At 66.9% G+C, this 20,126-nt stretch carries 18 protein-coding genes; 9 read left to right on the forward strand and 9 right to left on the reverse strand.

Going from position 1 to position 20,126, the window contains the following annotated elements; genetic code table 11:
* Positions 1 to 402: 402 nt before the first annotated feature.
* Both E8A74_RS21370 and E8A74_RS21375 read right to left on the reverse strand, forming a co-directional pair.
* On the reverse strand, positions 403 to 1,374 hold the full coding sequence (locus E8A74_RS21370; protein WP_136930903.1) for a hypothetical protein: 972 nt from the start codon (positions 1,372 to 1,374) through the stop codon (positions 403 to 405).
* Positions 1,371 to 1,835, reverse strand: coding sequence for a hypothetical protein (locus E8A74_RS21375; protein ID WP_136930904.1), 465 nt, complete (start codon positions 1,833 to 1,835; stop codon positions 1,371 to 1,373). Before E8A74_RS21375 ends, E8A74_RS21370 begins: the two co-directional genes overlap by 4 nt.
* Positions 1,836 to 1,924: 89 nt before the next feature.
* Here E8A74_RS21375 and E8A74_RS21380 point away from each other — a divergent pair, with 89 nt between their 5' ends.
* Complete coding sequence (locus E8A74_RS21380) at positions 1,925 to 2,998, forward strand: NnrU family protein (RefSeq protein ID WP_136930905.1); 1,074 nt, start codon at positions 1,925 to 1,927, stop codon at positions 2,996 to 2,998.
* Between the two features lie 20 nt (positions 2,999 to 3,018).
* Here E8A74_RS21380 and E8A74_RS21385 read toward each other — a convergent pair whose 3' ends face one another.
* Together E8A74_RS21385 and E8A74_RS21390 are read right to left on the reverse strand one after the other, a co-directional pair.
* The gene (locus tag E8A74_RS21385; protein ID WP_136930906.1) at positions 3,019 to 5,139 is read right to left on the reverse strand and encodes a response regulator; all 2,121 of its coding nucleotides are present in this window, start codon (positions 5,137 to 5,139) and stop codon (positions 3,019 to 3,021) included.
* Positions 5,140 to 5,161: 22 nt separating this feature from the next.
* Positions 5,162 to 10,702, reverse strand: a complete 5,541-nt coding sequence (locus E8A74_RS21390; protein WP_136930907.1) for a HAMP domain-containing protein — start codon at positions 10,700 to 10,702, stop codon at positions 5,162 to 5,164.
* A 189-nt stretch (positions 10,703 to 10,891) separates the two neighbouring features.
* Between E8A74_RS21390 and E8A74_RS21395 the strand changes: the two genes are divergently transcribed.
* From E8A74_RS21395 to E8A74_RS21405, 3 genes are read left to right on the forward strand one after another with little or no spacing between them, the layout of a single operon-like run.
* Positions 10,892 to 11,320 (forward strand): winged helix-turn-helix domain-containing protein, encoded by a 429-nt coding sequence (locus E8A74_RS21395; RefSeq protein WP_170229266.1) that lies wholly within the window; start codon positions 10,892 to 10,894, stop codon positions 11,318 to 11,320.
* A complete protein-coding gene (locus E8A74_RS21400) occupies positions 11,313 to 11,570 on the forward strand; it encodes a DUF5985 family protein (RefSeq protein ID WP_136930909.1) in 258 nt (85 codons plus the stop codon). Before E8A74_RS21395 ends, E8A74_RS21400 begins: the two co-directional genes overlap by 8 nt.
* On the forward strand, positions 11,567 to 11,848 hold the full coding sequence (locus tag E8A74_RS21405) for a DUF5985 family protein (protein WP_232379689.1): 282 nt from the start codon (positions 11,567 to 11,569) through the stop codon (positions 11,846 to 11,848). The genes E8A74_RS21400 and E8A74_RS21405 overlap by 4 nt, the downstream gene beginning before the upstream one ends.
* Before the next feature lies 1 nt (position 11,849).
* Here the strand turns inward: E8A74_RS21405 and E8A74_RS21410 are convergent, their stop codons facing one another.
* The 4 genes from E8A74_RS21410 to E8A74_RS52505 all read right to left on the reverse strand — a co-directional run bounded on the left by E8A74_RS21410 (position 11,850) and on the right by E8A74_RS52505 (position 16,076).
* Positions 11,850 to 12,584 (reverse strand): class I SAM-dependent methyltransferase, encoded by a 735-nt coding sequence (locus E8A74_RS21410; protein WP_136930910.1) that lies wholly within the window; start codon positions 12,582 to 12,584, stop codon positions 11,850 to 11,852.
* A gap of 14 nt (positions 12,585 to 12,598) precedes the next feature.
* Positions 12,599 to 14,308, reverse strand: a complete 1,710-nt coding sequence (locus tag E8A74_RS21415) for a hypothetical protein (protein ID WP_136930911.1) — start codon at positions 14,306 to 14,308, stop codon at positions 12,599 to 12,601.
* 114 nt (positions 14,309 to 14,422) lie between these two features.
* On the reverse strand, positions 14,423 to 15,475 hold the full coding sequence (locus E8A74_RS52495) for a hypothetical protein (RefSeq protein WP_211365416.1): 1,053 nt from the start codon (positions 15,473 to 15,475) through the stop codon (positions 14,423 to 14,425).
* A 460-nt stretch (positions 15,476 to 15,935) separates the two neighbouring features.
* On the reverse strand, positions 15,936 to 16,076 hold the full coding sequence (locus E8A74_RS52505) for a hypothetical protein (protein ID WP_170229268.1): 141 nt from the start codon (positions 16,074 to 16,076) through the stop codon (positions 15,936 to 15,938).
* 38 nt (positions 16,077 to 16,114) lie between these two features.
* On the opposite strand from E8A74_RS52505, the gene E8A74_RS21425 reads away from it, so the two are divergent.
* The 5 genes from E8A74_RS21425 to E8A74_RS21445 all read left to right on the forward strand — a co-directional run bounded on the left by E8A74_RS21425 (position 16,115) and on the right by E8A74_RS21445 (position 18,628).
* Positions 16,115 to 16,438 carry a hypothetical protein gene (locus tag E8A74_RS21425; protein WP_136930912.1) on the forward strand — a complete coding sequence of 108 codons (324 nt, stop codon included), beginning with the start codon at positions 16,115 to 16,117 and terminating at the stop codon, positions 16,436 to 16,438.
* A gap of 558 nt (positions 16,439 to 16,996) precedes the next feature.
* A complete protein-coding gene (locus E8A74_RS21430; protein WP_136930913.1) occupies positions 16,997 to 17,305 on the forward strand; it encodes a hypothetical protein in 309 nt (102 codons plus the stop codon).
* Complete coding sequence (locus tag E8A74_RS21435) at positions 17,302 to 17,565, forward strand: hypothetical protein (protein ID WP_136930914.1); 264 nt, start codon at positions 17,302 to 17,304, stop codon at positions 17,563 to 17,565. Before E8A74_RS21430 ends, E8A74_RS21435 begins: the two co-directional genes overlap by 4 nt.
* Complete coding sequence (locus E8A74_RS21440) at positions 17,562 to 18,140, forward strand: RNA polymerase sigma factor (RefSeq protein WP_136930915.1); 579 nt, start codon at positions 17,562 to 17,564, stop codon at positions 18,138 to 18,140. Before E8A74_RS21435 ends, E8A74_RS21440 begins: the two co-directional genes overlap by 4 nt.
* 161 nt (positions 18,141 to 18,301) lie before the next feature.
* Positions 18,302 to 18,628, forward strand: a complete 327-nt coding sequence (locus E8A74_RS21445) for a hypothetical protein (RefSeq protein WP_136930916.1) — start codon at positions 18,302 to 18,304, stop codon at positions 18,626 to 18,628.
* 120 nt (positions 18,629 to 18,748) lie between these two features.
* Here the strand turns inward: E8A74_RS21445 and E8A74_RS21450 are convergent, their stop codons facing one another.
* The gene (locus tag E8A74_RS21450; RefSeq protein ID WP_136930917.1) at positions 18,749 to 19,876 is read right to left on the reverse strand and encodes an IS1 family transposase; all 1,128 of its coding nucleotides are present in this window, start codon (positions 19,874 to 19,876) and stop codon (positions 18,749 to 18,751) included.
* Positions 19,877 to 20,126: the final 250 nt, after the last annotated feature.

Here is a 20,126-nt window from a genome sequence, read left to right on the forward strand (position 1 = left end):
GCTCTTTTATTCTTTCGTGGAGAGCGCGAAGCTCTGCGGGCTCGATCCGAAAGCGTACCTGCGTACGGCCATCACCGCGGCGGTGCGCGGGGAGCGAATTCCCCTGCCTCATGAGATAGCCGCTCGGAGATAGAGCGCGAGCCGACGTCGCGTCCCTCGGTCGTCCGCGCCGAACACCGGCGCGAAGAGAGCGGGCGTGTGTCCCCAGAAAATGTACGCGTATGACGAACGCTGCCTCGCACGAGCGCTTGCGCAGACGTCTGCGCGCGCTTGCTGTCGAAGCTCGATGCCGCCCGGCGGCCGGACGAACGCGCGTGCGCGCGGCGCCTGCCACGGCGGCGGGCCGGCGTCCAGACGGGGGTGAGCGAGGTGATACATCTCAGCCGGAGGACACGGCCTCGTTCAGCCCGCCCGAAAGCCCACGGGCGCGATCCATGCGAGCACGATCATCACGCAAAGCAGGATCCATATCACGTCGGGCATGGTGGGCTGCCCGAGCTCGGGCCTTCGCGCGAGCAGCGGATCCTCGATGCGCGGGCGGCGGAAGAGGCGCGGCCACGGGACCGCGAAGAGGAGGAGCAGCGACATCGGCTCCAGATAAGGCATCGTGCAGAGCAGGAGGATGTGGAGGTGCAGCACCCAGATCGCCGCCGTCCACGCGAGGCGCCATCGCGCGCCGAAGAGCAGGACGAACGAGCCGCCCTCGATCACGAGCGTCGCAAACGCCGACAAACGCGCGAGATCCGGGCTCTCGATCAGGGCGCGCCGATAGGCGAGCAGCCAGGGAAAGCTCGCGAGCGGCTCCTGCGAGAGGACGAGCCAGCGAATTTGACTCGGGTTCACCCAGCCAAACCCCGACACGAAGAGCTTGCTCAGCGCCGAGCCCACGTACCCGGCCGCGATGCAGGCCATCGCGCCCGCCTCGGCGAGCGATTCGCGCAGCGGGCGTCCCTCGGGCGTCAGCGCGTCGCGCCCGGCGACGACGCGAGCCCAAACGAGACCGAGGACCCAGCCGAAGAGCATCGCCCCCGGGAAAAAGCAGTTGCGCGACGGCGTGCCGAAGAGCTCGGTTCGCCACTGGCTCAGCACCGCCATCCACCCGATCGCCCACGCCCCGGCGGTGATGACGAAGCGATCGAACGCGAGGAAAATGAGGCCGACCGCGACGAGCCCGAAGAGCACCCAAGCGAGGGCCGGCGTGTTCGGCAAGAAGCGCAGGAGCCCCGGCGCCCTGGGGGCGAAATGGGGATCCTTCGCCATGCTCGCCACCTCGAATGCCGCGTCCAGGAAGACGACCCCCGCAATCACGGCGAGCCCCACGCGCAGCGGGGTCCGCGAATGGCCGTCGTACGGCGAGCGATACACGAGGCTCACGGCGCCCTACGGCGCACGCGGCAAGAGGCGAGCTCGCAATCCTGGCTCGCCGGCGGCCCCGGGCGATCTTCGAGGGTCCACGTCCGCCAGACGATGTGCGCGTCCTCCATTCCGGCGGCGTCGCTCGTGACATGCGCGTCGAGGTAGACCTGGAGGTCGCGGGGCACGTATTCGACGTGGCCCTGATCCCCGGGCGCGCAATGCCGGACCTCGTCGAGCTTGGGCCACGAAGGCGCGCAGGAAAAACCGTCGAACGCCGTGATCTCCGCGGCCTCGCCCGACGCGCCCACCACGAGGACCCGCGACGCGACGTCGGGCGAGCGCCCCGCGTACATGCCGAAGGCCGAGAGCGGAAAGAAATTACCGACGCCCCGGGCCGCGAGGAGATACGCGATCGCAATCGCCCAGGCGGCCACGCCGGCGCGCGCGCGACGTTCGTCCCGGTACGGCCCGCTCGACATTGACGGGAGCCTACCACTCACAAATCGCGGCGCGCAACACCCCGAAGGGCCTTGGCACATCGCCACGGGCCGTCGTACCCTCCGGCGTCATGCGTACCCTCCCGGCTCTCGCCCTCGCGGGCCTCTGCTTGCTCCTCGCCCCCCACGCGCTCGCGGATGGCGATCCCGCGCGCGGCAAGCAGCTCCTCTTCGAGCGCGGATGCGCGGCCTGCCATTCCTTCGACGGCTCCGCGCGCCCCGGGCCGACCTATCACAGCCTCGTCGGCAAGACACGCAAGGTCGTGACGCAGGAAAAACCCCGCGAGATCGTGGCCGATGAGGCCTACATCCGCCGCAGCATCGTCGAGCCGAACCACGACGTCGTCGAGGGATACATGCCCGGCGCCATGCCGGGGCTCGCGATGCGCGAGGGCGACGTCGACCACCTCGTCGCCGCGATCCTCGAGATCGGCGGCGCCCCGAAGGCCGAGCCCGCGAAAGGCGCAAAGGACGGGAGCCTCCGCGCGATCGCGTCCGCGACGCTGCTCTTCGTCCTCGGCCACATTGGCCTGTCGAGCGTCACCCTCCGGCGCCCCCTCATCCAGAGGCTCAGCGAGAAGGGCTTTCAAGGGATCTATTCGCTCCTCGTCCTCGCGGCGTTCGTCTGGATGATCTTCGCCTATCGCGCGGCGCCCTACGTCGAGCTCTGGCGCGCCCCGCCGTGGACGCGCTGGATCCCGCTCGTGGTCATGCCGATCGCGTTTTTCTTCCTGGTCTGCGGGTATTCCACGCAAAACCCGACGCAGATGATGCAGGAGAAGGCGGTGGGCGCGGAGCCGCGAGGGATCGTGCGGATCACGCGTCATCCGGCATTGTGGTCGTTCGCGCTCTGGGGGATGGCCCATCTCCCGCCGAACGGGGACGTCGCCTCGATCTGCCTCTTCGGCGGGATCACCTTCCTGGCCATCGCGGGGATGCTGCACATCGACAGCCGGCGCAAGATCGCGCTCGGCGAAGCGTGGGAGCCGTTCGCCGCGAAGACCTCGCTCGTGCCGTTCGCCCGCGGCGGCATGGGCAAGGCCATCGCCGAGATCGGCGTCGTGCGGTTCGTCGTGGCGATCCTGCTTTACGTGGGCATGCTGCACGGACACAGGCTCGTCATCGGCGTCTCGGCGATGCCGTAATCCACCGGGGCCTTCGCCGCTCACGCGTCCGTCAGGGGAATCCCGCAGAGATTCGCGATCAACGAGACGAGCCGCCCGAGGTCCACCGGCTTCGGCACGTGCCGCTGGAACCCCGCGGCGAACGCGCGCTGGCTGTCCTCGCTCCGCGCATACGCCGTCAGCGCGATCGCCGGGGTTCTCCCGCCAAACTCCGCGGGCAACGTGCGGATGCTCCGGATCAGCGCATATCCATCCATGCCTGGCAATCCGATGTCACTCACGAGCACGTCGGGCCGGGACCGCGAAAGATCGTGAAGCGCCTCGTCGCTCGACGCGGCGAGGGTCACGGTCGCGCCACGGTCTTCGAGGACACGCCGCAAAAGCGCGCGGGCGTCCTCCTCGTCATCGACGACGAGCACCTTGAGCCCCACGAGCCGGACCTGCTGCTCCTGTGCCGCGGCCTCGTCCTCGGACGCGCGCGTGACCGGCGTGCTCCGGATGGGCAGCTCCACGGTGAACGTCGCGCCCCTCCCGATGCCGTCGCTCGCCGCGGCAATCGTCCCGCCGTGCGCCTGGACCATTTGCTTGACGAGCGCGAGCCCGAGCCCGAGCCCGCCATGGCGCCGCGCCGTGGAGCCGTCCGCCTGCCGGAACGCCTCGAAGACGTACGGCATGAACGCAGGATCGATGCCCTGCCCGGTATCGGTCACCCGGAGCAGGAGGTTCGAACCCGAAAGCGCTGCGCTGAGTGCGACCTGCCCGCCTTTCGGCGTGAATTTGATTCCGTTCGAAAGGAGGTTCCAGACGACCTGCTGGAGCCGCTCGGGATCGCCGAGCGTGAAGCCCAAGGGGCCGACCTGGATCGTGAGATTCACGCCGCGCGCCTCTGCCACGGGGCGGAGCGATTCGACGGCGGCCTGCGTGATCTCCACGAGGTTCGTCGGCACCATGTCGAGCCGGAACTTGCCGCTCACGATACGCGAGATGTCGAGCACGTCGTCGATGATACGCGCCTGCGCCCGCGCATTGCGCTCGATCACCGAGAGCGCCCGCTCGACCTGCGGCGGCGCCTTTTGCCGCGCGAGGACCGCCCAGCCGAGGATCGCATTGAGCGGCGTCCGGAGCTCGTGCGAGACCGTGGCGAGGAACTGATCTTTCGCCTGGCTCGCGAACTCCGCCTCGGCGCGCGCGGCGCGCTCGCGCTCGAGCAACGCGGCGCGCTCGGCCTCGTGCGCCGCGCGCTGGAGGTGCCGGGCCACGGCCCAGGCCGCGCGCTCCGCCATGGCCGCAAAGAGCCGCTTCTCCGCATCGGAAAACCCGCTCGCGCGGCTCGATCCGACGAGGGCGACGCCGACGACCTCTCCGAAATGGAGCAGCGGCACGCCATAGAGGGCGCGCGTGGCGCTCGTTTCGAGGCAGGCGCAATCGGGGAAGGCCTGCGCGCCCTCCACCTCGACCGGCTCCTTCCGCGCCGCGATCGTCCCGCAGAGGCCCTCACCGATCCGCACGGAAATGTCTTCGTCGGCGTGTGGGCCCACCGCGGCGCGCACGCGGAGCACCTCGCCCTCCCGGAGCAGCACGGTCGCCGTATCCGCGGCGTCCGCGGCGCCGAGGAAGATATCGATCAGCTCGCGCAGGAGCACGCCGAGGTCATCCGTATCGAGGGCCGCCGTCGCGATACGCTCGAACGCCACGAGCCTGCGCACGGCCTCGTCGCGCTCCCGCGTCCGCAGCTCGACCTGCGCTTTGCGGATCTCCTCCCTTTGCTGGAAGAGGTCCACGAAGGCCTTCACGCGGGCGCGGAGCACGTCGACGTTGAAGGGCTTCGTGATGTAATCGGCCGCCCCCAGCGCGTATCCACGCCGCGCGTAGGCCTCGTCGCGGTGGATGGCCGTCAAGAACAGGATCGGCACCTCGCGGCCGTGCTCGGTCGCGCGCATTCTGCGGGCGACCTCGAACCCGTCCATGTCCGGCATCTGGACGTCGAGCAACACGACCGCAAACGGCTCGCGACGCGAGGCTTCCAGGGCCTCGACCCCTGATTTCGCCTCCACGAGCCGCGCGCCGAGCGGCTTCAGCACCGCGGCGAGGACGAGGAGGTTTGCCGGTGTATCGTCGACGAGCAGGACGCTCGCCGGCGCCGTGCGTTGTTCCGCGTTCATGGCTTCCTGAGGGGCAAAGAGGTCAATCGAGCTGTCCCGGACCGCCCGCGTGTTTCTTGAACCTCCAACCGTGAATCACGGCGAGCAGACGCTCCGGATCGACCGGCTTGGTGACGTAATCGGAGGCGCCCGCCGCGAGCGCCTTCTCCCGATCCCCCTTCATCGCCTTCGCGGTGAGGGAGATGATGGGGAGCGACTGGAACTGGATGATGTCGCGAATGGCGCGGGTCGCGGTGAGCCCGTCCATCTCCGGCATCATCGTGTCCATGAGCACGAGGTCGACGTCGGGGTGCACCTGGAGCAATTCGAGCGCGATGCGCCCGTTCTCCGCGTGGAGCACCTCGATCTTGCGCGCCTCCAGCACCGTGCGGAGCGCGAAGAGGTTGCGGTTGTCGTCGTCGACGAGCAGCACCTTCATCCCACTGAAATCGGCGTCCGGGGGCAGCCGCAGGACGTCTCTGTCCGTGGACGGCGACATGGCGCTGGATTCATCGCGGGCCGACAGCTCCGGGCCGACGTACGTCACCGGCAGGTACAACGTGAAGGTGCTGCCCTGGTTCGGCGCGCTCACGACGTCGATCGTGCCGCCGAGCAAGCGCGCGATCTCGCGGCTGATCGTGAGCCCGAGGCCCGTGCCTCCGTATTTGCGGCTCGTGGTCCCGTCCGCCTGCTGGAACGCCTCGAAGATGAGCTTCTGCTTTTCCGGTGGAATGCCGATCCCGGTGTCCTGCGCGGAGAAGGTGATCATCGTCTCGCCCCGATCCCCCGGCGCCACGGCGATCGTCATGGAAACGCCGCCCTCGCTCGTGAACTTGAATGCGTTCGAGAGGAGGTTCTTCAGGATCTGCTGGAGCCGATTGACGTCGGTGTAAAGCGTCTCCGGGAGCCGGCTGTCCATGCGCACCTCGAACGACAGCGCCTTCTGGTCGGCGACATGTCGGAACGTCTGCTCCAGGTAATCGCTGACGTCGGCGAGGCGGAACGTCCTCGGATCGATGGGCATCTTGCCCGCCTCGACCTTCGACAGATCGAGGATCTCATTGATCAGCGCCAGGAGATCGTTGCCCGAGGTGTAGACGGTCTGCGCGAAGCGGACCTGCTCGGCCGTGAGGTTCCCGTTCTGGTTGTCCGCCAGCATCTTCGACAGGATGAGCAGGCTGTTCAAGGGCGTCCGGAGCTCGTGCGACATGTTCGCGAGGAACTCCGACTTGTATTTCGAGATGAGCTGGAGCTGCTCGGCCTTCTCCTCCAGGCTCAGGCTCGCGAGCTCCACCTCGTTGTTCTTGATTTCGAGCAGCTTCGCCTTTTCGTTCAGCTCCGCGGCCTGCGCCTCGAGCTCCGCGTTCGACTTCTTGAGCTGCTGCAAAAGCTCCTCCGTCCGCATGCTGGAGGAGATCATGTTGAGGATGACGCCGATGCTATCCATCAACTGATCGAGGAACGCGAGGTGGTTCGCGATGAACGGCTTGAACGAGGCGAGCTCGATGACGGCCTTCGTCTCGCCCTCGAAGAGCACCGGCAACACGACGACGCTCCGCGGCGGCGCCTCTCCCATGCCTGTCGCGATGTAAATGAACCCGTCGGGCACGTCGTGCAGCAGGATGCGCTTCTTCTCGAAGGCGCATTGCCCGATCAGGCTCTCCTTCAATCGGTACGTATTCGAGAGGTTCTTGCGGCCGCCGAACCCATAACTCGCGATGAGGTGCAAGACCGGCTCGCCGGTGGCGTCGCTCTCCATCATGTAAAACGCGCCGTGCTGCGCGTCGACGAGCGGCGTGAGCTCGGACATGATGAGCCGGGCGACCGAGACGATGCTGCGCTGGCCCTGCATCATGCTGGAGAACTTGGCGAGGTTCGTCTTCAGCCAGTCCTGCTCTTGGTTCTTGTGCGTCGTGTCCTTGAGGTTGCCGATCATCTGGTTGATGTTGTCTTTCAGCGCGGCCACCTCGCCTTGCGCCTCGACCGTGATGTATCGGGTCAAATCGCCCTGCGCGACGGCGGTGGACACCTCGCCGATCGCGCGGACCTGCGACGTCAGGTTCCCGGCGAGCTGATTGACGTTGTCAGTCAAATCGCGCCACGTGCCGGCCGCGCCTGGCACCTTGGCCTGGCCGCCGAGCTTGCCTTCGATACCGACCTCGCGCGCGACCGTGGTCACCTGATCGGCGAAGATACGCAGCGTGTCGGTCATGTTGTTGATCGTCTCGGCGAGCGCGGCGACCTCGCCCTTCGCCTCGAGCACGAACTTCTGCCGCAAATCGCCGTTTGCGACCGCGGTCACGACCTTCACGATGCCGCGCACCTGCTTCGTCAGGTTCGAGGCCATGATGTTGACGTTGTCGGTCAAATCCTTCCAGACGCCGGAGACGCCCGGCACCTTGGCCTCCGCGCCGAGTTTGCCCTCGATACCGACCTCGCGCGCGACCGTGGTCACCTGATCGGCGAACGTGCGCAGCGTATCGGTCATGTTGTTGATCGTCTCGGCGAGCGCGGCGACCTCGCCTTTTGCTTCGAGCACGAACTTCTGGCTCAGATCGCCGTTCGCGACCGCGGTCACGACCTTCACGATGCCGCGCACCTGCTTCGTCAGATTCGCGGCCATCACGTTGACGTTGTCGGTCAGATCCTTCCAGACGCCGGAGACGCCTTTCACGTCGGCCTGTCCGCCGAGCTTGCCCTCCGTGCCGACCTCCTTCGCGACGCGCGTCACCTCCGCGGCGAACGAATTGAGCTGGTCGACCATCTTGTTGATGACGTCCTTGATCTGGAGGATCTCGCCTTTGACGTCGACCGTGATCTTCTGCGTCAAATCGCCGTTCGCGATGGCCGTCGCGACCTTGGACACGTCGCGGAGCTGGACCGTCAGGTTCGAGGCCATGGCATTGACGTTGTCCGTCAGGTCCTTCCACGTGCCATAGACGCCCTTGACGTCGGCCTGCCCGCCGAGCTTGCCCTCGGTGCCGACCTCCTTCGCGACGCGTGTCACCTCCGCGGCGAACGAATTGAGCGTGTCGACCATCGTATTGATGGTGCTCTTGAGCTCCAGGATCTCGCCGCGCGCGTCGACCGTGATCTTCTGCGAGAGATCGCCCTTCGCGACGGCCGTCGTCACCTTCGCGATGTTGCGCACCTGCGTGGTGAGGTTCGCCGCGAGGACGTTCACGTTATCTGTGAGATCCTTCCACGTGCCGGAGACGCCTTTCACGTCCGCCTGGCCGCCGAGCTTGCCCTCCGTGCCGACCTCTTTCGCGACGCGCGTCACTTCCGCGGCAAAGGACCGGAGCTGGCCGACCATGACATTGATCGTGTTCTTCAGCTCCAGGATCTCGCCGCGCGCGTCGACCGTGATCTTTTGCGAGAGATCCCCCCGCGCAACGGCCGTCGTCACGTTCGCGATGTTGCGCACCTGCACGGTGAGGTTCGCCGCGAGGACGTTCACGTTGTCCGTGAGATCCTTCCACGTGCCGGAAATGCCCTTTACTTCGGCCTGCCCGCCGAGTTTGCCTTCGGTGCCGACCTCCTTCGCGACGCGCGTCACCTCCGCGGCGAACGAATTGAGCTGGTCGACCATGACGTTGATCGTGTTCTTCAGCTCCAGGATCTCGCCGCGCGCGTCGACCGTGATCTTTTGCGAGAGATCCCCCTTCGCGACGGCCGTCGTGACATTCGCGATGTTGCGGACCTGCGTGGTGAGGTTCGCCGCGAGGACGTTCACGTTGTCCGTCAGGTCCTTCCACGTGCCCGAGACGCCCTTCACATTGGCCTGACCGCCGAGCTTGCCCTCGGTGCCGACCTCCTTCGCGACGCGCGTCACTTCCGCGGCGAAGGAGTTCAACTGGTCGACCATCTTGTTGATGACGTCCTTGATCTGGAGAATCTCGCCCTTGACGTCGACGGTGATCTTCTGCGTCAAATCACCGTTCGCAATGGCCGTCGCGACCTTGGACACGTCGCGGAGCTGGACCGTCAGATTCGCAGCGAGGCCATTGACGTTGTCCGTCAGGTCCTTCCACGTGCCCGAGACGCCTTTCACCTCGGCCTGACCGCCGAGCTTGCCCTCGTTGCCGACCTCCTTCGCGACGCGCGTCACTTCCGCGGCAAACGACGAGAGCTGGTCGACCATGACGTTGATCGTGTTCTTCAGCTCCAGGATCTCGCCGCGCGCGTCGACCGTGATCTTCTGCGAGAGATCGCCCTTCGCGACGGCGGTCGTCACCTTCGCGATGTTGCGCACCTGGGCCGTCAGGTTGGCCGCGAGGCCATTGACGTTGTCCGTCAGGTCCTTCCACGTGCCCGAGACGCCCTGCACCTCGGCCTGCCCGCCGAGCTTGCCTTCATTGCCGACTTCCTTCGCGACGCGCGTCACCTCCGCAGCGAAGGAACGGAGCGTGTCGACCATCGTATTGATGGTGTTCTTGAGCTCGTAGATCTCGCCGCGCGCGTCGACCGTGATCTTCTGCGAGAGGTCACCATTGGCGACCGCGGTCGTGACCTTCGCGATGCTGCGGACCTGGGCCGTCAAATTCGCGGCGAGGCCGTTGACGTTGTCCGTCAGGTCCTTCCACGTGCCCGAGACGCCTTTGACGTCGGCCTGTCCGCCGAGCTTGCCCTCGGTGCCGACTTCCTTCGCGACGCGCGTCACTTCCGCAGCGAACGACGAGAGCTGATCGACCATGACGTTGATCGTGTTCTTCAGCTCCAGGATCTCGCCGCGCGCGTCGACCGTGATTTTTTGCGAAAGGTCGCCCTTCGCGACGGCTGTCGTCACCTTCGCGATGTTACGCACCTGGGCCGTCAGGTTGGCCGCGAGGCCATTGACGTTGTCCGTCAGGTCCTTCCACGTGCCCGAGACGCCTTTGACGTCCGCCTGCCCGCCGAGCTTGCCTTCATTGCCGACCTCCTTCGCGACGCGCGTCACCTCGGCGGCGAACGAGTTCAACTGATCGACCATCGAGTTGACGGTCGTACCGATGCGGAGGAATTCACCACGCACCGGGCGGCCGTCGATTTCGAGGACCATCTTCTGCGAGAGGTCGCCGCGGGCGACGGCGGTGATGACGCGCGCGACCTCGTTCGTCGGGGCCACGAGGTCGGAGATGAGCTGATTGACGGACGACATGCAGCTCGCCCACGAGCCCTTCGCGGGGCCGACGGAGGCGCGCTCGTGCATCTTGCCCTCCTGACCGACGACCTTGCCGACACGCACGAGCTCGCTCGTCATGTGCTCATTCAGGCCGATGATGTCGTTCAGGAGCTCGCCCGTGCGGCTCAGAATCCCGTCTTTCTGGTATTCGAAGCGAACCGTGAAATCGCCTTGCTTGACCGCCTTCAGGACTTCCTGGAGGTGCTCGACCTCGGCACGGCTGTCGTCGGAGAGCCGCTCCCATTCCGCGATGGCGGAAGCCCCGCGGCTCCGGGTCGTCGTCTTGCCGAGGCTCCTCGCTCCATTCTTGGCCGTGCTTCTTTCATGAAGATAGCCGTCGACGCCGTTCGGGGTCTTGTGCGCGCGATTCGATCGCGCGGTCCGGCTCTGCTTGGAGACGACGGCTTCTTTTGTGCTCATTCCTCGTTCCCCAGGGACGTCCTTGGTCCGCTGCATGAGCGGTCTTCACCCAGTGTGGTCAAGGCCCCGGCATAGCTTTGTTTGGGACAGCACGCTTGCATCATCATGCATGAGGCCGTCACGTCCGCGATTGCACGGCTTGCCCGTCTTCCCATGTCGTCGCCGCTCGGTTGCGAGGTGTTCGCTCGAATGGTACGCCCACGACTGGGAGAGACATTGGCCGAGGAGCGGCGATTACCCGACGAGGTCGCGCGGTTCATCGCCGACCACATCACTTCCGTGGAGCAGCTCGAGATCCTGCTCCTCCTGCGCGGCGCTCCGGACGACGCGTGGACCGCCCGCGCGATCTGCGAGGCGCTCCGCACGAGCGAGCAATCGGTCATCCGCCGCCTCGCGGACCTGGAGGCGAGCGGGCTCGTCGCGTCGCGCCCCGGCTCCAAGGTGCCCGTCTACCGGTACGCCCCCGCGACGCCCTCGCTCGACGAGGGCGTCGCGCGTTTATCGGCGGCGTACACGGAGCTCCGTTACAAGGTGCTCGACAGCATTTTTTCGAACCCGATCTCCGATCTGCACGTGTACGCTGAGGGGTTCCGGTTCAGAAAGGATCGGGATGGCTGAGACCGTTTATGCGCTCTGCCTGCTGGCCAGCCTGGTCTGCGCGGCGCTCCTGCTCAAGAACTACCGATATACCCGCCTGCGCCTCATTCTGTGGACAGGCCTCTGTTTCTCCGCGATGGCCCTGAACAACCTGCTGCTCCTCACCGATCTCCTGATCGGGCCGCTCGCCGATCTGTCGATCCCGCGCGTCGCGACCGCGGTCATCGCAGTCGGGCTCCTCCTCTACGGAATGATCACGGAGGTCACGTGATCCAGCTCCTCTCGGGCATGTTCGTAGGCATGGCCCTGGCCGTCAGCTTGTTTTTCCTTCGATTCTGGCGGAAGAGCCGCGAGCGGCTGTTCGCGCTGCTCTCGCTCGTCTTCGCGCTCCTCGCGGTCGAGCGCTCGGTCCTCGCGTTCGTCCGCGGCGACCACGAGAGCAGGCATTGGATCTTTCTCGTGCGGCTCTTGGCGTTCGCGCTCCTCATCGCGGGCATCGTCGACAAGAACCGGCGTCAGCCGCGCCGATTCACGTTTCGCCCGCGTTGATTCACTTCACGCAGGACACCACCTCGGCATGAGGAAGGCGGAGGTATTCGGTCCAGTATTCGGCCCCGAGCGCCGTGATCCCCTCCGGGGCGATCTGCGGCGGGTGCCAGACGACCTCGCGCAAGCCGGCTCCCCGCAGGGCTTCCTCGTAGGTGGCGCGGCTCCAGTGATGCGCGGAGATCGTGAACGGCAGCCCCGGCGCGACGCTCGTCAGCGTGGCGACGTCGCCATCTCCCTTGCCTTGTGACGCCACTTCGAAGCCGTATTTCCGATAATACGAGGCGTCCGCGAGCTCGATGTCGGGGCTCATGCAAATGGACACGAGGCGGCCGCCCGGCGCGAGGGAGGCGAACAGGCTCGTGCACATGTCGCGCAGCACCTCCCGCGTCGGCGCGTAATGCAGGAGGTAGGTCGCGGCGACGACGTCGAAGGTGCCGAGGCCACGGGCGCTCGCGGCGTCGAGCACGTGGTACTCGATGCCGAGCGGCTGCGACGCTTCGAGGTGACGCGCATAGTCGATCATGCCCTCGGAGTTGTCGATGCCCACGACACGCGCCGCGCCGCGCTGCTGGAATCGACGGCTGTAGAGCCCCGTGCCGCAGGCGACGTCGAGCACCGAGCGGCCCTTGATGTCGCCGAGCGCCTGGAAGAACGTGTACTCCTCGTAATATTTTCGTAATGGCAGCTCGGCCGTGAGGTTCGTGATGGCTGCGAGTGTGTCGTATTGGCTACTCATCTGGTTCCTCTCTTTCAGAGTTCGATCAACGCCTGCGCGGCGACCACGGGGATCGACGGCCGCGCGCTCGCCATGCCGGAAAAACGCACCGCGGCAGGGTGCGGCACCCGCGCGAGCGCGTCGAGCTCGGTGGGACGCACCGATTGATACAGGAGCTCGACCGTCACGCGCCGGACCGCCGCGCCGCCCTCGATCTTGTACGTGACGCGGTCGAAGCCGGCCTGGAACGTGCCGTCGCCCGAGACGCCCACGGGCCCGATCCAGTCGATCCACGTATCCGCGCTCGACCAGCCCAGGGGCAGGAGGCGATTGTCTTTCACAAACCCAACCGACGCGAGCGGCCGATGCGTGGGCGCGCCCGTGGCGTCCTTCGCGACGGCCTCGTAGACCTGCACCTCGGATTCTTTCGTGACGAGGTCGAGGTGCGGCAGGACCGCATCGGCCCGATCGAGCCGCGCGCCCGCGCGATCCACGAGGGCGCCCGTCGCGTCGAACCCGCCCGACTCGAAGAGCACGTCGCCGCCCGCGCCCTCGGCGCGCAAATGAAGCCACGCGCGCCGGCTCGGATACCCCGTGGGGAACTTGTGCCCCGCGTGGTTCTCGACCTGCACCTCGACGGAGAGCGCGCTGCCCACCATCGACGCCGAGAGGATCTTGACGCCGCCCCCCTCGGCGATGTGCGCCTCGGCCCGCGCCGCCGATTGTTCGAGCTCCTCCGGCGCCACGCTCGCGCCCGTCCATTCGACGTTGTCCGCGAGGATCCGCAGCATGTAGGAATTGCCTCCGCTGAACCGATGCTGCCCGTACGGCGTGCGCTCGCCGAGCCCCGCGGGGAACTTGGCAATGGGAGAGGAGATGTCGACCTTCGCCGCGTCCTGCGTGGGCAAATGGCAGGTCGCGCAAGGGACGCCCGACGCGAACGTGGAGTTTTTCCATTCCAGGTAGGGCGCCTGCTCCAGGAAATCCCCCACGCGCTGGTCGCCCTTCATGACGGGCACGAGCACCGTATGGCACGTGGCGCAGACCTCGCTCTTCGTGATGTGCGTGGAGGCGGTGGGCGTGTAATTCACGATGAGCTCCATCGGATCGACCTTGGGCACGAGGTGCGGGCCATAGATCTTCCGCTCGTATCCAATGACGAACCCGCCCCCGAAGCTCTGCGTTTTCCCGAGCCCATCGTCGGCGATCTGGTGGCACAACGTGCAGGTGACCCCGTCGCGGGCGAGGTGCGCCTCTTCGCCGTCGCCCGCGACGAGGGCGTCGAACGTCAAATGCGCGCCCGCCTGCGCTTGCTCCTCGGACCCGGCCGGCGCGTGGCAACGCGTGCACGTCTCCTCGACGAACGCTTCGCGACCCGAATGCTTGACGAGCTCCTCGCCGAAGACCGCGAGGTAATATGGATCCCGCGCGGCGAATGCCATCATCGAGCTTCGCCACAGATACACCGGCGAGATGTCGTTGCCGGCGGTGTCGTGCATCACGGCCGATTCCGGCCCGGCGAAGTGGCATTGCCCGCACTGGCTGCTGGTCGCGAAACGATCGGTGTTCGTGGGCAGGACAGGCGGGAGCGAATCGAGCGGCGGGGGGAGCACGACCTCGGGTTCGGGCTCGGGTCCGGGTCCGGGCCCGCCGCCGGGCGGTGTCTCCCCGCAGGAAACCCCGAGGGGCCAAAGGAGCAGCAAGATGCCTGCGCTCCGAGCGTATCGGGTGTTCGTCGCGTTCATGGCAGATCCCTCCGATCTGTGGGTCCGGGCGCCATCAAACCAGAGCCCTGCGCGGGAGGCGATGACATTGTGCAGACAGCGTGCGAGGACGTTCAACCACTGGGATGGAACGTCCTAACATTCCGGGACGAGGTCCACGCCGCCGAAGAACTCGTCCACCAGGATCCTCCAGGCCCGGCCATTCTCCTCGGGCCCGCATTTGAACGCCGGTTTGATCGGCTTCTCGCCGCGGAGCACGGCGCGCGTCTCGCGGTAATACCGGGCGGCGAGGTCGGCGCCGTACTCGTTCACGGCGTCGCCGTTGTTCGGCTGGAACGCATAATAGGTCCCGCCGCGGACCATCGTGGGCATGGGCGCGTAGGGCGCGAGGCACGAGGGCTTCGTGCTGCATTTCTGGAGGATGGCGTCGTGGATCGAGCCGAGCTTCTTGCGCGACCATGGCTCGGGCCCCGAGAGCCGCGCGGCGTCGTTCAGGTGGAAGATCTCGTGGAACAGGGTTTCCCGTACAGCCTCCGCGGAGCCGTGGAGCGAGCCCGAGACGTTGTAGCCGATGCTCCAGCCACTCGCGTACGCGGAAGGGGTCGTGCGGCCGACGGAGCGGAAAACCTTCCAGGAAAGGGCGCGATGTCGATAGGGGACGCCTGCCTTCGTGCGGGCGGCGACGCCGTCGAAGAAGGCGTCGAAATCGGCGCTCGCCTCGGCGATCCAGGTGAGGTGTTTTTCGTATCGGCCCACGGGCAGCTCCGGGACGATACGAATCGAGCCGCGGAAGCCGCCCTCCATGACGTAAGGCTCCTCGACGCCGACGACGCTGCCGGTCTTTTCGTAGAGCGAGAGCACCGTCGCCCGCGCGGAGGCGTGTCCTTCGTAGCGTTTTCCGAGCAGGCAACGAATGCGCGCTCGTGGATCGGTTTCGGTGCAGGCGGCTGCGGCGGACGCATCGCCAGGGAAGAGCAGCGTGGCGGCATCGTCCGCTGCAATGGAGGGGGGAGCGGGAGCGCTGGCGGGAGCGGGAGCGGAGGCGGAAGCGGCAGCGGGCGCGGCGGCGGAGGCGGGCGCGGCGGCGGAGGCGGGCGCGGGAGCAGACGCAGGCATTGGGTCCGACGGCACGGCGGGCGTCCCGCAGGCAGCGAGGAAGAGCGGCGCGAAGAGACCGGGGTTGGCCAAGCGTATCATTGTCCCATCCACCGGAGGTCGGACCCGAGGAGCGGTCAGATTTTGCCACCAGCATACTGCGCGTCGTGGCTTCTGGACAGGCATGGTTAGGATGTGAGCCGGCGTCCCTGGCACGGACGCCGAACGGAGGACTTCATGCTTCGTTTTGGCTTGGTTCGCGTGGCGGCATCGGGACGGGCGGCGCCGGCGGGAGCTCGCCCGAATGCGTGGGCAGCCCCGAGGTGGTGCTCGCCATGGATCAAATTCTGCTCGGCGATACGAATCCGGACGGAACCGACAACCCGGTGAATGGGTGGAAGCAATACGGAAGGAACATCGACGGGCTCGTGTCCACGAAGGAGTCGCTCGGCCTTTGCAAGCCCAGGGAGGGCGGATCGCAGGCGGCGGTGTACCCCGACGGGCACAATGGCATCGACAACTCGTTCGGGAGAAACGTGATGCCCATTTTAATTCAGCTCGTCGCGGACATGACCGCGGCGACGACCGAGCACATCGCGGCGGGCGACTTCACGTACCTGCTGTCGATCTCGAACGTCGGGCAGGAGGCGTGCGCGACGTCGAGCAAGCTCTTCCTCGGGGGGAGCTTGGGCACACCACCGGCCTTTGACGGGACGCGAGGCCCGCATCTCCATGCAGCTCGACGCAGATCAGCAGGGCGCCACGGGCGGCCACATCTCCGGCGTGATCAGCGCCCAGGACTTCAGCGACGAGGTGGCGAACATGGTAGCCCCGTTCGACGAATCGTTCTGCAATCCGAACAGCCCGACGTTGCAGAGCATCCTGAAGCAAATCCGGATGGCCGCGGACATCATGAGCGACGGGACGCAGGATCCGACGAAGCAATGCGATGCGATTTCGATCGGCGTCGGCTTCACGATGAAATCGGCGCAGCTCGGGCCCGTGGCGCCGGCCGTACCGCCGCCGCCGGATCCCTGCGCACCCTCCGCTCGTTGAGAGAAAACATACCGCAAGCTGCATCCACGGGGTCGCTCGTGGTCGTCTGCGAGGCGCGTGGACGGGTGCTGATCAAGATCGGGCCCGACTGATCAAGGTTCGCGATCAGCCGTAGCAATGGGCGATTTCGGCGCGTAGGTTCGGCGGGCCTGAAAAGGCGCCGCCCCGGGGGACCTGGAAATCCCACGGGGCGACTTGGCCGCAACCCCCTCATCCGAGGTCGCAACCCATGCTTCGTTTAGTCCACCCCGCGCCGCGGGGCCAAGGGACTCGTCCGCCTAAAGGACGCCGTTCGCCCGCTCTCCTTCCCACGTCCGAAGAACGCAGGCGGATCCGCGCCACGATCCGCAACGTCGCCCGCGCTTACGGCGGGCTCGACGTCCTGGCCGCGGTCGTTGGGATCCATCGCGCCACGCTCATCCGAGCCGGGGAGCAGGCGTCCTACGCCGTTGCCGTGCTCGTCGCCCGCGCGGGCGGGATCCCCGTCGAGCAAGTGCTCTCCGGTCGTCCCCACGTGGCCGGCGCGTGCGCTCTCTGCGGTCGGAAGGGAGGCGCCTCGTGATGGTCGCTCCCCTCTACCCGGGCGGCTTGCTGGAGATCCAGCGGGCGAACCTCCGCGCCTTGCTGCGCCACCTTCACCGGGAACTCGGCTCGTGGATCCTCGTGGCCCACAAGGTCGGCTTTCGCCGCGCCGTGGTCCTCGGCTTCTGCGACGGGACGAACCCGGGGAACATGGCGCTCGCCCGGAGCATCGCGCGCGCCGTGGGGCTCACGGTCGAGGACGCGCTCGCCGGGAAGGCGCCGCCCCGCAAGGCGCCCGCCCTCATGCTGGTCGCGTCGCCGCGCCGGAAGGGAGGCGCCTCGTGAACGAGCACGACCAGGACCGGGCTCCCGACAGCCTCCCCGCGGTGCTCTCGACCGAGCAAGCGGATCGCGTGCGTCGAGCCCTCGCGCCCGTCGTCGCCTCGCGCGGCTTGTGGAAGATGGCCGACGCGATCGGCTACGCGCCGATGTACGTGCAGGCGTTCCTCCGCGGGCAGCTCGCCTGCACGCTGCACTTCGCCACGGGCGTGGCGCACGCGCTCGACGTCGAGGTGGAAGCCCTCGTCCGCGGAGGTGCCTCGTGATCCGCTACCGCGACGATCCCGATCGTCCGGGCGAGCCGATCATCGAGGCCACGGCGCGTGACCTGAACACGTACCGCGGCTTCGCCCGCGCCTACCTCCGCGCGAAGTGGCCCGTCCTCGGCGAGGCGGACGCCGACGAGGTGACGCAGGACGCGCTCTACGTCCTTTGGCGTATGGTCGACGAGGGGCGCGTGCGCGGCGCCTACACCGACCCGCCCGACGTCGTGATCCGCTCGCTCCTCGTCAACATCACGTGGCGCGTCGCGGGCAACCAAGCCGCGAGACTGCGTCGCAAGGACGCGCGCCACGTCCCGATCGGCGAGGAGCACGATCGCGATCTGCCCGATCTCGCGGCGCGTCCAGAGGACATCGCGGATGCCCGGCACGTCCTGCGAAGCATCGCGCGCTCGACGGCCCGGCCGGTGCGCGTCCTTCTGCTCGTCCTGCAAGGGGAGAGCGCGGAGAACATCGCCCGCACGCTGGGGCTCGACGTCGCAACCGTCTACAGCCACGTCGCGCGGGCCCGCAACGCGCTCGCCAAGCGCTACGACCGCCCGCGGAAGCGCAAGCGCTGAACGCTTGAAGGGCGCCTCTCACCGGGGCGCCTTTCTTCCCCCTGCTTACGCCGCGATCCAGCGGCTTCCCGCCACTGCTAGCCCGTCATCCGTGAACGTACGCGCCCGGCGCGGATGGTCCGGATTGCTGGCTGAGGCGCCCCGCATCTACGGTATGGCGAATGAAAATCGCGGTCACGATTAAGGGCAAAAAGATCCAAGAGTGCTCATTCAACGAACGGACTGCCCTCGCGATAGTTGTTTCCCATTGCGAGATGTTGGCAAGTTACTTTGACAGTATCGCCACTGCTGGCGATCTGCTGTCAAAGGCGTTCACCCCCAAAAGTGCCAACGCTTCGGAAGATGAGCAGCGCGTGCCCGCGATAGAGCGATTTCATCCAAAAGTGGTCGAGTTTATGAAGAGCCGTGGCTCAGCTTTTGCGGCGAGGTATTTTCCAGAGTTCGAGTTCGAGTTCTCGGAGGTGTCCCCGTCCGCGCCGCAGTCGTAGGCGCGTCGATAGACGCGTGAACCTCGGCACAGATGGCGTCCACGAATTCGCGCTTCAATTGCTCGGTTTCCGGATCCAAAAACGTCATGCGGGCATGATCGCACACTGCACGTGTGGAGTCTACCCGTCTGGAAACAGTGGCAATTGCTGCTCTTTCGGGCGCCAAACCAGCAGATCCAGTTGAATCCATCGCGCACGTGACTCTGCCATGGTGGGAGGCACCTCTACCCTCACCACGGGCGCGGCGGGCGGCGTAGGGGCGCGTGGGGCGTCGCTCGGCTTCCCCTTGCCCCCAGGCAGGGCGCGGAGCCAGCCTTTGCCGTTCGGCAGCTCGCGCGCCGCGGTGGGCTTCTCGCCTGGGGCCGGGGCTGGCGGGGCGAGCTTCTTCGGCTCCGGAGGCGCGCACGGCTCCGCGGCGAGGGCGCGCTCGACCAGCTCTTGCGCGGACCACACGTGATCCGTGATGCCCGCCTCCATGGCCGGCGTCACGCGCAAGCTCTCGTGGACCCGGCAGAAGTTGTACCAGGCGACGTGCAGGCTCACGGCCGCGCGGTGATTCTCGATCTTCTTCGAGAAGCCGTTGCAAAGCCGCGTGAAGCGGCGGACGTGCATCCTCACGGTGAGGTTCGCGCGCTCGACGTGCGAGGTAGAGGCCCGGTCGAGATTCGGCGCGCCGTGCGCGGTCTTCTTCGTGATGAACGGGTCGCGGGGCGGCTCGTAGCGGTGATCCGCCGGGCCCTCGCGTCGCCTCTTCTTCGAGTAGTTCTTCTGGATCACGGCGTGGTCCACCGCGCCCCCGAAGCTCTGCCCCACGGCCACGGGGTAGCTCTGCCAGCCATCCGTGGACAGCTCCGGGATCGTCACGAGCCGGGCCCGGAGATCGGCCACGAAGGCCCGCGTATTCGCCTCGTCGCGCTTCCCCACGTGGTAGCTCACGAGGAGCTTCTTCGTGCGCGACATGGCGAGGTAGGCGTACGCGTCCCCGAACTCCGCGGGATCCTCCGCGGTCACGCGCGCCTGCTTCTTTTGCACGTAGGACCAGATTTCATCGAGCTGGATCTCGCGGATGTCGAGGTCCCTCACGAGCAGGTTGTGCAGGTAGTCGCACCCCGTCCCGACGCGGACCAACGTCGAGAGGACCGTCGGAAGCGAGACGTCCGTGAGCCGCGACGTCGCGCGCACGCTCGCGCCCTCTACGAGGTGCTTCACCACGTCGGTGCGCTTCTCGATGGGCAGGATGTTCGCCACGACGCGAGACCCCAGCAAGGGCCGCCACGGGCGCCGCGTCGCGCCCCATGCGCGTCGTCGGCTCGACCGTTTCAGCGGCTCACTCGATGGGATGAATCTATCACGAATCGGCCGATTCTCGCGATAATTCTCTAATGAGATAGGACAGCTAATGTCCTAGCTCGGGCCGCACAACGGGCTCCACGATCGGACCGTTCACGAGGTCAACCGTGCCAACGTTGACGGTAGGACGATGCCGGTCCGTGGCGGA

This window comes from Polyangium fumosum (genome assembly GCF_005144585.1).
Classification (GTDB): Bacteria; Myxococcota_A; Polyangia; order Polyangiales; family Polyangiaceae; genus Polyangium; species Polyangium fumosum.

Excerpts from the sequence above, each read along its gene's own strand:
- E8A74_RS21375 (WP_136930904.1), bottom strand. The coding sequence starts at position 1,835 with ATGTCGAGCGGGCCGTACCGGGACGAACGTCGCGCGCGCGCCGGCGTG.
- E8A74_RS21380 (WP_136930905.1), top strand. The coding sequence starts at position 1,925 with ATGCGTACCCTCCCGGCTCTCGCCCTCGCGGGCCTCTGCTTGCTCCTC.
- E8A74_RS21385 (WP_136930906.1), bottom strand. The coding sequence starts at position 5,139 with ATGAACGCGGAACAACGCACGGCGCCGGCGAGCGTCCTGCTCGTCGAC.
- E8A74_RS21390 (WP_136930907.1), bottom strand. The coding sequence starts at position 10,702 with ATGAGCACAAAAGAAGCCGTCGTCTCCAAGCAGAGCCGGACCGCGCGA.
- E8A74_RS21395 (WP_170229266.1), top strand. The coding sequence starts at position 10,892 with ATGGTACGCCCACGACTGGGAGAGACATTGGCCGAGGAGCGGCGATTA.
- E8A74_RS21400 (WP_136930909.1), top strand. The coding sequence starts at position 11,313 with ATGGCTGAGACCGTTTATGCGCTCTGCCTGCTGGCCAGCCTGGTCTGC.
- E8A74_RS21410 (WP_136930910.1), bottom strand. The coding sequence starts at position 12,584 with ATGAGTAGCCAATACGACACACTCGCAGCCATCACGAACCTCACGGCC.
- E8A74_RS21415 (WP_136930911.1), bottom strand. The coding sequence starts at position 14,308 with ATGAACGCGACGAACACCCGATACGCTCGGAGCGCAGGCATCTTGCTG.
- E8A74_RS21425 (WP_136930912.1), top strand. The coding sequence starts at position 16,115 with ATGCAGCTCGACGCAGATCAGCAGGGCGCCACGGGCGGCCACATCTCC.
- E8A74_RS21445 (WP_136930916.1), top strand. The coding sequence starts at position 18,302 with ATGAAAATCGCGGTCACGATTAAGGGCAAAAAGATCCAAGAGTGCTCA.